11 protein-coding genes are annotated in these 14,289 nt (G+C 40.9%); 2 read left to right on the plus strand and 9 right to left on the minus strand.

Annotated elements, in window-relative coordinates; genetic code table 11:
• Positions 1 to 26: 26 nt before the first annotated feature.
• The 6 genes from ACQKKO_RS04700 to ACQKKO_RS04725 all read right to left on the minus strand — a co-directional run bounded on the left by ACQKKO_RS04700 (position 27) and on the right by ACQKKO_RS04725 (position 7,762).
• Positions 27 to 380, minus strand: coding sequence for a hypothetical protein (locus tag ACQKKO_RS04700; protein ID WP_498644813.1), 354 nt, complete (start codon positions 378 to 380; stop codon positions 27 to 29).
• 724 nt (positions 381 to 1,104) lie between these two features.
• A complete protein-coding gene (locus ACQKKO_RS04705) occupies positions 1,105 to 2,571 on the minus strand; it encodes a glycoside hydrolase family 1 protein (protein WP_498645186.1) in 1,467 nt (488 codons plus the stop codon).
• Between the two features lie 64 nt (positions 2,572 to 2,635).
• Positions 2,636 to 4,549 (minus strand): beta-glucoside-specific PTS transporter subunit IIABC, encoded by a 1,914-nt coding sequence (locus ACQKKO_RS04710; protein ID WP_498644815.1) that lies wholly within the window; start codon positions 4,547 to 4,549, stop codon positions 2,636 to 2,638.
• 103 nt (positions 4,550 to 4,652) lie between these two features.
• Positions 4,653 to 5,507 (minus strand): PRD domain-containing protein, encoded by an 855-nt coding sequence (locus tag ACQKKO_RS04715; RefSeq protein WP_498644816.1) that lies wholly within the window; start codon positions 5,505 to 5,507, stop codon positions 4,653 to 4,655.
• 237 nt (positions 5,508 to 5,744) lie between these two features.
• Complete coding sequence (locus tag ACQKKO_RS04720) at positions 5,745 to 6,458, minus strand: GntR family transcriptional regulator (protein ID WP_498644818.1); 714 nt, start codon at positions 6,456 to 6,458, stop codon at positions 5,745 to 5,747.
• 104 nt (positions 6,459 to 6,562) lie between these two features.
• Positions 6,563 to 7,762 (minus strand): enolase C-terminal domain-like protein, encoded by a 1,200-nt coding sequence (locus ACQKKO_RS04725; protein WP_498644820.1) that lies wholly within the window; start codon positions 7,760 to 7,762, stop codon positions 6,563 to 6,565.
• A gap of 305 nt (positions 7,763 to 8,067) precedes the next feature.
• Between ACQKKO_RS04725 and ACQKKO_RS04730 the strand changes: the two genes are divergently transcribed.
• Positions 8,068 to 9,423 carry a PTS transporter subunit EIIC gene (locus ACQKKO_RS04730; protein WP_498644822.1) on the plus strand — a complete coding sequence of 452 codons (1,356 nt, stop codon included), beginning with the start codon at positions 8,068 to 8,070 and terminating at the stop codon, positions 9,421 to 9,423.
• Positions 9,424 to 9,464: 41 nt separating this feature from the next.
• Here ACQKKO_RS04730 and ACQKKO_RS04735 read toward each other — a convergent pair whose 3' ends face one another.
• The gene (locus tag ACQKKO_RS04735; RefSeq protein ID WP_498644824.1) at positions 9,465 to 9,620 is read right to left on the minus strand and encodes a hypothetical protein; all 156 of its coding nucleotides are present in this window, start codon (positions 9,618 to 9,620) and stop codon (positions 9,465 to 9,467) included.
• Between the two features lie 20 nt (positions 9,621 to 9,640).
• The gene (locus tag ACQKKO_RS04740) at positions 9,641 to 10,858 is read right to left on the minus strand and encodes a multidrug effflux MFS transporter (RefSeq protein WP_498644826.1); all 1,218 of its coding nucleotides are present in this window, start codon (positions 10,856 to 10,858) and stop codon (positions 9,641 to 9,643) included.
• Positions 10,859 to 11,022: 164 nt separating this feature from the next.
• On the opposite strand from ACQKKO_RS04740, the gene ACQKKO_RS04745 reads away from it, so the two are divergent.
• On the plus strand, positions 11,023 to 11,583 hold the full coding sequence (locus ACQKKO_RS04745) for a sugar O-acetyltransferase (RefSeq protein ID WP_498644828.1): 561 nt from the start codon (positions 11,023 to 11,025) through the stop codon (positions 11,581 to 11,583).
• Positions 11,584 to 11,913: 330 nt separating this feature from the next.
• Here the strand turns inward: ACQKKO_RS04745 and ACQKKO_RS04750 are convergent, their stop codons facing one another.
• The gene (locus ACQKKO_RS04750) at positions 11,914 to 14,202 is read right to left on the minus strand and encodes a glycosyl hydrolase family 95 catalytic domain-containing protein (RefSeq protein ID WP_498644830.1); all 2,289 of its coding nucleotides are present in this window, start codon (positions 14,200 to 14,202) and stop codon (positions 11,914 to 11,916) included.
• Between the last annotated feature and the right edge of the window lie 87 nt (positions 14,203 to 14,289).

Here is a 14,289-nt window from a genome sequence, read left to right on the forward strand (position 1 = left end):
TGTTAGGGCAGGTTTTTTGATGATTGCTATAGATGAAATCCCATTTGTTCAAACTCTTTTTTAGCTTTGGTATAGTCTTTCTTTCGTTCGACGTCCGATTTTGGATACCCAATGAAGTAGGTAAAAATCGAGTCTAATCGCTGATGAGGTCTACTTCCACCTACAAAATACGTGGTGATGGTCTTAAAATCATTTGTTTCCGTAACAACTGATAGTCCGATGGTTAAAATTGTGTCCACATCAAGTGGAGTATTTGTTCGCTTCCTGGCTAACAGCTGATACTCCATATCTGAAACGCTCCCTGCACGCCCAGCTAGCAAAGCAAGAGTCGCTTCATCACTGACGCCATAGATGGAGGCTGTCTTTTCCCGAGGGGGCATGTAAACGTCCAGAAATAACTGAAACTCCGGGTCCTGCCGATCAATTTTTCTGGCATGCAGTTGTTCTTGAAAAAATTGATCGATGCGTTTAATGGATACCGCTTGCTCGTTTATGGGGAATCACCTCGTTTCTTCCCATTATATCGGATTTGCGGGGAGGGGTCTTGGTAAAAGAGTTCTGGTTCCTGATAAAGCGTGAATGGTGATTAGTATAGGCTGCATATCTCTTGCTAACAGGATTCTTCTTGGTTAGTGGTTGAAATGTCTTGTTTCAGGCTCTATTCTTCTTAGCAAGCATTCCTTTCGCCTTAGTATCAAGCTCTGCGTCTTGGCAAAGGAGTAGTGGTTCTTGATATCGGACCTTCCTTCTTGGTTGACCCCCTCAGTTTTCTTGGTAAAAAGGAGAGAGTTGTTGGTAAAGGGGCGCCGCGCTTGGTTAATGTGGTGTTCTTCGTGATCGAGCGTGATTTTTTCTTGGTATCGGGATTCTTCTTGTAAGTGCTGCGGGGGCTTGGTATTAAACCTGTTTTTCTTGATACATTTTCCTATCCTCTTGGTATAGGCTCTGCTTCTTGATAATTGAGTGTAGGCGCATGGTATTGACCGCATTTTTCTTACTATGATATCAGTCTCCGCATCTTGGTACCTCTCATCTCCCTTCTCCGCGGCACCCACACAAGCAAAAAAGCTCGCCGACCCATGGCCGTGCGAGCTTTTCTTTGAATTATAGTTCTTCACCATTTGTTGCGATCACATTTTTGTACCAATTAAAGGAGTCCTTCTTAGAACGTTTAAGTGTTCCGTTTCCTTCGTCGTCTTGATCTACGTAAATGAACCCGTAGCGTTTGGACATTTCTGATGTAGAGAAGCTAACAAGGTCGATTGGACCCCATGCTGTGTAACCCATTAGGTCTACTCCATCTTTAACCGCTTCTTTCATTTGCTCAATGTGCTTACGCAAGTAATCAATACGATACGGATCGTGAACAGATCCATCTTCTTCTACTTTATCGTAGGCACCAAGACCGTTTTCTACAACGAAAAGTGGCTTGTTGTAACGGTTATGGAAATCGCGTAGTGTCACACGTAATCCTTTAGGATCAATCTGCCAGCCCCAGTCAGAGGACTCAAGGTATTGGTTTTTAACCGCTCCCTCAACAAGGTTTCCAGCAGTCTCTTCATGGTTCCCCTGTGCAGAAACAGAGATAGACATGTAGTAGCTAAAGGAAATGAAGTCTACAGGATGATTTTTTAAGATCTCGTCATCTCCGTCTTCTTTTTTAACAACGATGTCGTTCTCAGCAAAGTAACGGTTCATGTACGCTGGGTACTCCCCTTTTGCATGAACATCTGTGAAGAACAGGTTCAAGTCGTTGTGCTCCTGTGCTTTTAAAATATCATCTGGATGATTTGTCACAGGGTATGTTTGCATGCGAGCTAGCATACAACCAACTTGAGCACCTGGAATGATTTCATGAGCCAATTTTGTTGCAAGAGCACTTGCTACAAATTGGTGGTGCGCTGCTTGATACGCAATTTGATCACTTGTTTTTTCAGGAAGTTTGTCAATTAAGATTCCGCCGCCTGTGTAAGGGCTGTGCGTGATGATATTGATTTCGTTAAATGTCAGCCAATACTTCACGTAATCTTTATAACGCGTGAATACTGTTTTTGCATAGTTTGTGTAGAAGTCCACGACTTCACGGCTATACCAGCCATTGTACTTACGTGTTAAGGCAAGTGGCGTCTCATAGTGAGAAAGCGTAACAAGTGGCTCAATGTTGTATTTTTTTAGTTCTTTAAATACATTTTCGTAAAACTGTAGCCCTTCCTCATTTGGCTGTGCATCGTCACCATTTGGGAAGATACGGGACCAGTTGATCGATAGACGGAACACTTTGAAGCCTAGCTCAGCAAATAGAGCAATGTCTTCTTTGTATGTGTGATAGAAATTAATCCCAAAACGTTTTGGATAGATATCCTTAATTTCTCCAGATAGCACACCTTCAATGTAATCAGATGTTACATCCATCTTCATATTCATGCCGCGCTCTGATTTTGGAACAAACGGGACCATATCAGCAGTTGACAGGCCTTTTCCATCCTCATCAAACGCTCCCTCTACTTGGTTCGCAGCAGTTGCTCCTCCCCATAGGAAATCTGGTTTGAATCCTTCGATTGCTTTTGTCATCTTCTCCACGTCCCTTTCTCTTTCTATTTTGGTTGGGGACTCAAACACTTGAGCCCCCACCATTTTATCGTACTAACGTCAGTAGTTGTTCGCCTTCAAACACTGGACCAGAATCATTAATGCTTAATACGTCTAAATAATCTGGTGTGTTTGTCACGATGATCATTGTAACCGTTTGGATTCCTTTAGCTTTAATGGCTTCACGATCAAATTCAATTAGCTTTTGCCCTACTTCAATGCGGTCATCCACTTTAACTAATCCATTAAAATGCTCACCTTTAAGGGAAACCGTATCAATACCGATGTGAATCAAAATCTCTTCCCCATTGTCCCCTTTAATTCCAATTGCATGCTGGGAATCAGGAAGTACCATAACCGTACCAGATACTGGTGCAACAATATGATCTTCACCTGGCTCAATTGCCATACCTTTACCCATAATTTCTTGAGCAAATGTTGGATCAGAAACGTCTTTTAGTGGAACAAGTTCTCCTTTTAATGGAGATTGAACGTCAGTTTGAGTTTGTGTACCGCTAGCTGTTGGTGCTTTTTTCTCTTCTTCTTGTTTAGGTGCTTCTGTCGCTTGACCTTCTTCTTGAATATCTTCAAACCCAAGAATCATTGTTAAGATAAACGGTAGAACAAGTGATAAAACAAACAAAATCAAGGCTACAACGATTGGTGTTACTGCTCCACTCGGATCAGCGAAGACCGGAATAGCAAAGACCCCTACAAGACCTCCAAGTGCATATGCTTTAAAACCGTACCATCCAGCAAATGCGCCTAGAACCCCACTTGAGATCATCGCATAGATAAATGGTTTTTTCACTTTCATGTTAACCCCGTACATCGCGGGCTCGGTAATACCGATTGTTGCTGAGATACCTGAAGATAATGCTAATTGCTTTAATGGTTTGTTTTTAGAACGAACAGCTACTCCAAAAGCAGCACCTGCCTGAGCTAAGTTACTAATGAACATCATTGGCTGTAAGAACGAGTCATTACCAATTGTGTTGATATTTTGAATAGCAATTGGTGCAAATGCATAGTGCATTCCAGTCATGATAATTAGTGGCATGAATCCACCAAGTAATAATCCAGCGACAGGACCTGCAACATCAAATAACCAAACAAATACTTGTGATAGACCTGCTCCAATGTTTGTTCCAAGTGGTCCGATAATCCAAAGTGTAATCGGAACAACAATTAAGAAGGTAATCATTGGTGAGAACATTAATGAGATAGCAGAAGGCATGAATTTTTTGATCAAGTTATATACGTATTTCAATAGGATAACTGCCAAAATAATTGGAATAACACTTGATGAATAATTCAAAACCGGAATTGAAATAAAGTTAAGACCGAAAATTGAAAAGCTTGTTACATCAGTAATACCATTAGCTGCATCAATGAATGTCGGGTACATCATTGTACCTGCAAGAACTAATGCGAGATATTCGTTTGTACGCACTTTTCGAGCTGCTGAAACAGCTAAGAAGAACGGTAGGAAGTAAAATACACTGTCGCCAATAGCATTTAGAATGGCCCAAGTATCTCCTTCATTATTTAACCAGCCAATTGTGACAAATAAGGCAAGGAAACCTTTAAGTAAACCGGCTCCTGCAAGTGCAGGTAGGATTGGTGTAAATACACCAGAGATAAAGTCCATTGTTGCAGAAACAATTCCTTGTCTTTGGCCTTTCTTCTCTCCTCCACCGCTTGAACCATCAGAACCAACCATCGGCTCGAGTTCAGCGTACACATCTGATACTTTGTTCCCTACAATCACTTGGAATTGATCACCTGAGAACTGTGCACCAAGTACACCATCAAGTTTCTTAATGTCTTCAATTTTCACTTGTTCTTTATCATGTAGGTTAAAGCGAAGGCGCGTAATACAGTGCCACGCTTGGTCAACGTTTCCAGATCCGCCTACGTTCTCAAGTACCTTTTCAGCTAATTCTTTGTACTTTGCCATGGTAATTCCTCCTTTTTTTCCATAAAAAATACCCAAACAGACGGCCAGTGGCTCGTTCCATTTGGGTAATGCCTGATCAAATCAGTAACAATCCGCCGTGATGCTATTTAGTTATTTGTCGATTTGTTACTCTCCATACATGAAGAGTTAAATAAAGTCGTTCATTTGAAGATAAACTCCATCCATACCGTTTCTCGAGCAAATTCGAAATTTTTTCAACGGCTTGATATGCCTTCTCATACTTGGTTTTCACAAGCTCCAATAAGGTTATATCCACTTCCTCTTGCTCCGTCTGATCCTGCTTATATTGCCGGATAAAGAAGTACCGGAGATGAGTGATGAAGCGCGTATAATTAAGCGAGTCTTCGTCAAGCTTAAGTTGAAAGTGGTATTGAACAATCTCTATAATTCGATTAATGACCTCTGTCATCTTGAGCGTTTCTTCGATCTTTGTTTTCTTAGCTTGTTGTCCATTAACAAAATGATACGTAATAAACGTCTCTTCACTTAAAGGAAGCAGAACATCTAAACGATCAAACACTTGTCTAATGGCATCCTTTGCTGTTGCATATTCCTTAGGGTAAAGATTCTTAACTTCCCATCGGTTTGTATCTGCGTAATCAATTCGCTCATTCGCACGCTTAACAGCGAAGTTCAAATGATCTGCAAGGGTAAGATAGATATTATTACTAAATGTAACGCCCAGCTGTGCTTCTGCATTCTTAATGATTTCTACCGAAACATCAAGGACATCCGAATCAATCTCATCCAATACCTGCAGCAGCGGTTTGCGAGTTGACGATTGCTCAGCCACAAATTTCCGGCGTATGTTTTCCTCAGGAATGAGATCTCCCTTATTCTTTTGGTATCCTACGCCTGTGCCCATGACAATCCATTCTACTCCCGATGAATCCTTTACCAAGGCTACGTTATTATTGAATGCTTTTGAGAATTTCATGATATGTCCTCCATATCTCATCACACAACAAAATCCCATCTTAAAAACACCTAAGCTTCTAGTATGTTCTTAACATAGGTAATGCCTGATCGAATCAGTAACAATCCTAATATAATGTTGTACCCATACTATACAACCCGATGAAAACGATGTCAATCTCTTTCGACAAATTTTTCTTATATAAAAAGGCTGAGAGACGTGCGGATCCGCTTAGCTATGCTTGTCTTGCATTCTTACTTACTCTTTATTTAAGCGTTGCTGATGATGATGACTGTTAAACGGAGTAAAATACGAAACGGTATAATCAAGGTTTACAAGCTCACTGTATTCAAAAACGCGACCATCATTCAAAATTCCGCGATTCATTATTTTCATTGCGGGTATACCTTTTTTGCAATTTAATAATGCGGCCTCATCCCTTGTAATAGAGACTGCACTATATGTTGTAATAAAATGCGAGATGTGAAATCCACATTGTTGAACATAGTGGTGAACAGATTTTGCTAAGATTTCTTCAGTAAGGTCTGGAAATAATTGAAACGGCAACAAAGATGTTTCAATTTGAACCTTTTGATAATCAACTATACGGATTCGTTTATACTCCCATAATTCCTGTTGTCTAAGATCAAAAGTCTTTTCAAGTAACGGGGTAGCTTGAACTTTTTTTAAGTGGATGATCTTAGATTCGATTTCATTAAACTTCTTCTCAGTTAAGGAATTATAAATAAGCGGACTTTTGTATTTAGTATCTGTTACAAAGATACCTGAGCCTTGGACTACACGTACACATCCTATATTGAGAAGCTTTTTGATTGCGTGCCGTATGGTATAACGCGAAACCTGATATTGCGTAGCAAGATCCCTTTCCGTTGGAAGCTTTTCACCGGGACTATACTTATTTTGATAGATCTTACTAAGAAGGTCATCTGATACAAATTCGGTTTTTGTCATATCACTCCACCAGCTATCTCATTGATTTGAGTTTAGTTTAGCAAATAAGAGCCGCTCCTAAAAGTAAACCATTCTTTTGGCTACTTTGGAACAAGCTCTTATAATTAAGGTGTGTGGATCGATCCGTTAGGTAATCTCGATTGAGTCCATTCATGCTTTCGATATTTAACTGGATGCTCCTTAGCTAGTGCTTCGTCAAAGTCAACACCAATCCCAGGCCGATTTATAGGGTAGATATAACCCTTTTCTACTTCAACCGAATGCTTGAACATTTCTTTAATGGTTTCACCAGGTTCTTGAACCTCTTGAATGGCAGCATTATGAAGATGAATATTTAGATGTGTGTTTACAGCCACTCCAATTGGTGTCATATCAGAAGGACCATGCCAAGCAATTTGCACGCCAAAAGCATCACATAACGCAGCGAGTTTTAATGCAGGAGTAATCCCCCCAATTTGCGAAACATGGCAACGGATGTAATCAATTCTTCTATTAATAATAAGATCCTTCCATTCCATAGGATTATTAAATAATTCCCCTGTAGCAATTGGAGTAGTCGACTGACTTCTTAACTGAGCTAACCACTCATTTTGGTTTGGTGGAAGAATGTCCTCTAAGAAAAAGAGCTTATACGGCTCCAAATCTTTAGCAAGCTGCAAGGCTTGATTGGGAGAAAGGCGTTCATGGACATCATGTAAGAAATGAATACCATAGCCGTATTTTTCGCGAAGAGCTTTAAACATCTGAACGACATCTTGGATATAGATATCTGGATCATAATATTCTCCATCCATTCTCGTAGTGGGCATATGCATATCATGATTTTTTCCACCGTATAACCCCAACTGACAGCGAATATGCTTGAACCCTCGTTGTATCAGATGATCCACATTCGTAAAGAGTTCTTCTATTGTTAATCCATCTGCGTGAGCATAAGCGGCAATTGCACTCTTTGATTTGCCTCCAAATAATTGATAGAGAGGCATGTTTGCTAGCTTGGCTTTAATATCCCAAAGAGCCATGTCCACACCAGAAATTGCGTTATTAAGTATCGGACCATTTCTCCAATATGAGTTGACCATCATCATTTGCCAAAGATCCTCAATATCATGAGCATCCCGATTTAGTAGAATGGGTTTAAGGTACTCCTCAACCACCATCTGTACAGGTAATGGCCTCTGTTGGAAGGTAGCACAGCCATATCCTGTCACACCTTCGCTTGTTTCTACTTTTACAACAACCAGATTATGACGCTGTGGATTGGTAACAAATGCTTCTACATTTGTTATGAGATTAGGCTTCATTGTCTTTACCCCTTTTTACTTCTAGTACATAGCTATTCAATCAATGCTATTTAAATATAATAATTCATTTTATCCATTACGTTGATTAAATCATACCAATTTTTGCGGGTCAATTTGGTCAGAAAATACGTACTTTTCTTCATTATTTACCGTACCAATTCACTCTCATAAATTTAAAAACCCTTTAATATCAACGTTTCATGAGATAATTGGTGTTTTTTGAACCGTTTTCAATAAATGATCGGTATGCTACGATAAGCGTGTAAAGATGATCATCTTAATCGAATAGAAGGAAGGCTGGCACTATGAGTGATACGAAAAACGTCAAACATATTATTGAGTATGTAGGCGGAGAACATAATATTAAGAAAGTATGGCACTGCATGACAAGACTTCGCTTTGACTTGCATGATTTTTCAAAAATAAAGCGGGATGACATTAAAGATCTTGATGGTGTAATGGGTGATCAGTTAACAAATGATCAATATCAAATCGTTATAGGTACACATGTACAAAAAGTTCATGAAGCATTAATAAACGAGCTTAAAATAGAAGAAAATGTTGAAAGCCAACCATCTTCCAAGAAAAAAGGATTTTTCGGTGCCCTTCTTGATGTAGTATCAGGGGTTTTCGGACCAATTGTTCCGGCCATTGCTGGAGCTGGTATGATAAAAGGAATTTTAGCTGGACTCATTGCTCTTGAGGTATTAAATGCAGAGAGTGATGCGGTCATTATTCTTGATTTAGTAGCAAGCGCGGTCTTTTACTTTTTACCATTTTTCCTAGCGGCTTCTGCTGCAAATATTTTTAAAACCAATCAATATCTTGCTTTGGCTGTGGCGGGTGGTTTTATGTATCCTTCTTTACTGGATGCCGCAAAATTGGGAGAAATCAGCCAGTTCACTTTTATCGGACTTCCTGTACCAGTAATTAATTACAGTGCAACCGTGATACCAATTATTCTATCTGTATGGGCATTAAGCTATATTCAAAAATATGTCGACAGGTTTATGCCTAGTGTATTAAGAACCGTATTCACACCAACATTGACCTTGTTTATTGCTATTCCATTTGCTTTAATTGCCACGGGGCCACTAGGAGCTTATGTGGGAAGTTTACTTGCCTCATTTATTGAGATGCTGTTTAACCTTTCACCCATTCTTGCAGGAAGTGTGGTAGGGGGAATTCGCCCCATTGCTATCGTGTTTGGAATGCACCACGCAATGACACCGATTGCATTACAAAACTTTGCTGATAATGGATTTGATATGCTCATGCCCATGTTCTTTATGACCAACATGGCTATAGCAGGAGCAACCTTCGCTGTTTTCTTTAAAGCCAAAGGCAAAAAAGAAAAGTCGGTCATTTTATCAGCCGGTATCTCAGCATTACTTGGAATTACGGAACCTGCTTTATTTGGAGTCCTAATTAAATATCGTAAAGCGTTTATTGCTTGTACGGTGGCAAGTATTATTGGGGCAACTTTCTTTGCCATACTCGGTGTTCGTATTTATGGATACATCTTATCCAGTATTGTAAGTCTGGTTGCTTATGTAGGCCCTTACTTCTGGTATGCGATTATAGGCGTTTTACTTACATTAACGATCGGCTTTGTCATTACGTTCTTCACGTTGAAAAGTAGAGAAGTAAATAGTAAATAAATCAAAGAAGCTGAGCGAATTAATCATTCGCTCAGCTTTGTTTACCTTTTGTCTTTCTTGGCCTTATCGTCTAACTCCCTTTGAATAGTTCGGCCAACTTCTGATGAATCAATGCCCCTTTGCACTGCTTTCTCTATTACTATAAAAAGCAAGACAAAGAAAACGATAATAGAAACAATGAAGATCATGGTGTTCATCTAACGAACCACCTCCTACTTCATGCTTGCTCTTCTCTCACACGGCCACCTTTGGCTAAAAACGTAAACGACAGGAAGGCACCTGCGCTCATTATGAAGATGATAAAGCCCATAGGAACAGCTGTTTCTTCACCGGCAATCCCAACAAGTGGAGCAGTTGTTGCGCCAATGGCGAATGGCAGCAAACCAAGTAACGCAGAGGCGCTCCCTGCTTGTTCGCCCTTCGTTTCCATGGCAAGTGAAAAGGATGTTGTCCCCACCATTCCGATCATAGATACAAAAAAGAATATGGGAATCACTATGGAAAGAAGCGGACCTTGAAGCAATGTCATAACAAATAAGAATGCACCAGCAACAACAGCAATCATCAATCCTACTTTTAAGAAGACCCTCTCTGGTACAATACCCGCATAACGACCAACTAAATGAGTACCTAAAATAATACCGAGTCCATTCACCCCAAATAACACACTAAACATTTGTGGACTGACGTTATAGATGGATTGATACACAAAAGGCGTTCCTGATACATAGGCGAAAATACCACCTGTCATTAATCCTTGAGTGAGCGCCAGTCCCATGAACAATCGGTCCTTAATTAAATGAGAGAACGTTCTCAAGGTTGCTCCGATCGAGCTTGGTACTCGCTTTTCCACCGGTAATGTTTCCTTCAATTTAAATGAAACAGTTGTAACAATAATCAACCCAAGTATACCCAACACGATGAATACCCAATTCCACGTTGCACCAGGAACAAGTAATACACCGGCTCCAAAAACAGGCGCCATGATTGGAAACAACCCATTTATTAACATAAGAAGCGAGAAAAATTTGGTTAGCTCACGTCCACTAAACAAGTCACGGACAACCGCACGTGAGATAACAATACCCGCAGCTGCCGTAAAGCCCTGGAGAAATCGTCCAATAATTAAAAAGGTAATATTCGGAGCAAATGCACAGGCTAATGATGCGAGCACATATAAAATAATAAATAAAACTAACGGTTTCTTACGCCCTTTCGCATCACTTAACGGCCCAACAACTAATTGTCCGACAGCCAATCCTAACAAACACGCAGTTAAACTTAATTGCACCAATGAAGCCGTTGTGTTTAATCCCACTGTAATATCAGGAAAACTCGGCAAATACATATCGATGGTAAGTGGTCCAAATGCTGCTAACATTCCTAGAAGAAACGCAAGACCAAGTCGCTTCTTCCCTACTATTTGTTGTTCCAAGGTTACCCCTTCTCTCTTCTGCTCTCTAACCCATATACGAATCTGATTTACAATCTCCCGCCCAAGAATAGCACACAATCTTAGTTTATTCGCAAGCTTACTAGCTTATGTACTCTCATAATGCTAGTGTAGCGTATAGAAGAACATATGATAAGGAGTTCAACATGAAAACGCAAAAAGAAAAAATGCTTGCTGGAGATATGTACGACCCCTCTGATGCCCTACTTCAACAGGAGCACCACCGTGCCCGAGGACTCACACGTCAATTTAACGCCGAAACCGATCAAACTGTGCGAATGACTCTTTTAAAAACACTGTTTGGAAGCACCGGCCAAAAGATTCATATAGAAGGAAATGTTCAATGTGACTATGGATCCAACATTCATGTAGGAGAGAATTTCTTTGCTAACTTTGATTGTGTATTCTTAGATGTCTGCCCCATTACCATAGGAGATAACTGCATGCTTGCGCCCGGAGTTCATATCTATACAGCCACTCATCCGCTTGATCCAATCGAGCGGGCAAGTGGTTTAGAGTACGGAAAGCCTGTGACCATTGGCAATAACGTGTGGATTGGCGGAAGAGCCATCATTAATCCAGGTGTACACATCGGCGACGACGCCGTGATTGCCTCTGGAGCTGTTGTAACTAAAGACGTACCAGAGCGCGCCGTTGTTGGTGGGAATCCCGCTCGTGTTCTTAAGATGATTGAAGAAAAAAGGTAAGCTGATGAAAAGAAAGATCTCCATTACCTGAGAAAAATGGAGATCTTTTTTCACTTCCAATTTGGGCTTCTCCAAGAAAAATCCCGCATCATATAAGAAGTTTAACCGTTTTACCAAGCTGAGCGGAGCATTACCAAGAGGAGTGTAGATTTTATTAAGCTCAGAGGAACCTTTACTAAGAAGCAAGGCTCGACACAAAGGTAATTGCACCTATTAACAAGCTCAACTATCCGATACTAAGATCGATTCCCACCACACTAAGAACATTCTCCATCTTACCAAGCTCCCTGCTCTACTTAACAAGACGCAACAGCCCTCCTCAGACCAACGCTATGCCTTACTCAATTGGTAGGTTTCACCTTTCACCGATTCAAACTGATACAACTCTTCTCCAGCTTGAGTCGTTTCAACTTGTTTACCACCCAACGTAACGAGTAGAGGTGTGGTGCTTCGTATCACACACTGACCACCCAGAATACTTTGAATGTCCCCTTGTTTAAACTGACCATGTTCCCACTGCAAGCTAAGTTCAAATCCTCCTCTTGCCTTGATTCCTCTAACCGATCCCTTAGACCATTCAGAAGGTAGTGCTGGAAATAAGTGAATCTCTTCGTTATGGCTTTGAAGGAGCATCTCCGCTACTGCCGCTGTTCCACCAAAATTGCCATCAATCTGAAATGGAGGGTGGTTATCAAATAAATTAGGCAAGGTAGACTGTGTTAACAAAGCGAGAAAATGTTCGTACGCACGCTCCGATTGACCGAGACGAGCCCACATATTAATGATCCATGCTCTGCTCCATCCTGTATGCCCGCCCCCATGCTTTAACCTGCCCTCAAGTGTTTTAATGGCTGCATCTGCAAGCTCTGGTGTTTGCTGTGGAGTGATTTCACTACCAGGATGTAAGGCAAACAAATGAGAGATATGCCGATGACCTGGTTCTGCCTCCGCGTAATCCTCAAGCCATTCTTGAACTTGACCATTTTGACCAATCGTTGTTTCAGGTAAGTGACTTTGAATGCTACGTAGTTCCTCGGCAAATTCATGATCCATGTCCAGAATTTCTGTTGCACGAATACAATGGGAGAAAAGTGCGTGTAAAATTTGATGATCCATGGCAGGACCGATACAAAGAGTGCCTGACTCCCCGTTCGGAAGAAGATATCGATTCTCTGGTGAAACGGAAGGTGCCGTAACGAACCTTCCATCCTTGTCCTCGACTAGAAAATCAACAAAAAACAGCGCAGACTCCTTCAATGTTTCATACGTTTTTTCAAGAAACTCCATGTCCCCTGTGAACGAGTAATGCTCCCACAGATGCAAACAAAGCCACGCTGCTCCTAGCGTCCAGTTTGTTGCTGGCATGTACAAGTCCTGAGGAGCTGTATCAGCCCAGATATCTGTATTATGGTGAGCAACAAAGCCTCTGCATCCGTACATGGATTGAGCGGTTTCTCTGCCCGTCTCTCTCATACGTTCAATTAAATCAAACAGTGGCAGGTGACAGTCTGATAGATTACATGTCTCTGCAGGCCAATAGTTCATTTGAGTATTTATATTTATTGTGAATTTACTATCCCATGGTGGCAGCATCTCTGCATTCCAGATTCCTTGAAGATTTGCTGGTAACGAGCCAGGCCGACTCGAAGACATGAGCAAGTATCTACCATAATGAAAATAAAGATTCATTAACCCAAGATCCTGCCCTCCCTTTTGTACACGATGAAGCCTTTGATCAGTCGGTATATGTGTCAGGGTTAGGTCATCATCTAATTCAAGCTCCATTTTTTTATACAGTGTTTGATAGTCTTTCAGGTGGTTATCCAAAAGCTGCTCGTATGTCTTTTGAGACAATCGATTTAGTAGATTCTCACACCATTGCTCCGGCTGTTCATGCCTGAAGGTTGTTGCTGCGACTAGAACAAACGTCAGTGAATCAACCTTTTCAGCAATTAATCGATTTCCAATCGTGTACACACGGCCGCCTTCTGGAATAGCTTTTACCTTCGTATAGAAGGAAATTCCGTCTTTCCCACCGGTTACACCTGACATACTAATTGAATCTTCAGTTGTTGCAGTTGATTCGTCTACGCTTGTTGCGTCCATACGGTCCAGCATCGCTTTTACTGAAATGGAGTTTGGCTTAGAAGCTGTAAGTCTCATAATCAAAGACTGGTCAGGGTGACTTGCTATGAGTTCTCTTTTATAAGAGATGTCATGACAGTCATAGGTTGTAATAGCCGCTCCTCTTCTTAGATCAAGCTCTCGTTTATAGTTATGAATATTTGATCCCTTATGCGAAAATTGCAGAAGCAAATCACCCAACGGTTCGTAATGTCTTTGCCTAAAAGGAACACCTGTTAATGCTAAGTCTGTAAGCTCCTCAGCTTCCCTTAATCTTCCATCAAATAAAAGTTCTCGAACCTTAGGCAGATTTTCTAGGGCATCAGGATTGTTGCGGTTTCGTTTTCCTCCATACCAAACAGAATCTTCATTGAGAAAGATCCTCTCTTCTGTGATCTCTCCTAGAACCATACCACCTACTATTCCGTTTCCAACGGGTAGTGCTTCATTCCAATTCTTTGCGGGTTGTTCGTACCATAGTCTATGCCTAGTCATATAAGACGTCTCCTCCTGAACTTTCACCTGAGTATCGAAACGAACTTCTAATCAGCCATAAAAGTAAAACGCTTTCATGCTAATGAA

Source organism: Alkalihalobacillus sp. NPDC127517, from assembly GCF_050276055.1.
Lineage (GTDB): Bacteria > Bacillota > Bacilli > Bacillales > Bacillaceae_D > Alkalicoccobacillus.

Bases quoted from the DNA above. Each gene is read 5' to 3' on its own strand.
- ACQKKO_RS04700 (WP_498644813.1), bottom strand. From the start codon at position 380: ATGCCCCCTCGGGAAAAGACAGCCTCCATCTATGGCGTCAGTGATGAA.
- ACQKKO_RS04745 (WP_498644828.1), top strand. From the start codon at position 11,023: ATGAAAACGCAAAAAGAAAAAATGCTTGCTGGAGATATGTACGACCCC.
- ACQKKO_RS04710 (WP_498644815.1), bottom strand. From the start codon at position 4,549: ATGGCAAAGTACAAAGAATTAGCTGAAAAGGTACTTGAGAACGTAGGC.
- ACQKKO_RS04730 (WP_498644822.1), top strand. From the start codon at position 8,068: ATGAGTGATACGAAAAACGTCAAACATATTATTGAGTATGTAGGCGGA.
- ACQKKO_RS04750 (WP_498644830.1), bottom strand. From the start codon at position 14,202: ATGACTAGGCATAGACTATGGTACGAACAACCCGCAAAGAATTGGAAT.
- ACQKKO_RS04720 (WP_498644818.1), bottom strand. From the start codon at position 6,458: ATGACAAAAACCGAATTTGTATCAGATGACCTTCTTAGTAAGATCTAT.
- ACQKKO_RS04705 (WP_498645186.1), bottom strand. From the start codon at position 2,571: ATGACAAAAGCAATCGAAGGATTCAAACCAGATTTCCTATGGGGAGGA.
- ACQKKO_RS04735 (WP_498644824.1), bottom strand. From the start codon at position 9,620: ATGAACACCATGATCTTCATTGTTTCTATTATCGTTTTCTTTGTCTTG.
- ACQKKO_RS04715 (WP_498644816.1), bottom strand. From the start codon at position 5,507: ATGAAATTCTCAAAAGCATTCAATAATAACGTAGCCTTGGTAAAGGAT.
- ACQKKO_RS04725 (WP_498644820.1), bottom strand. From the start codon at position 7,762: ATGAAGCCTAATCTCATAACAAATGTAGAAGCATTTGTTACCAATCCA.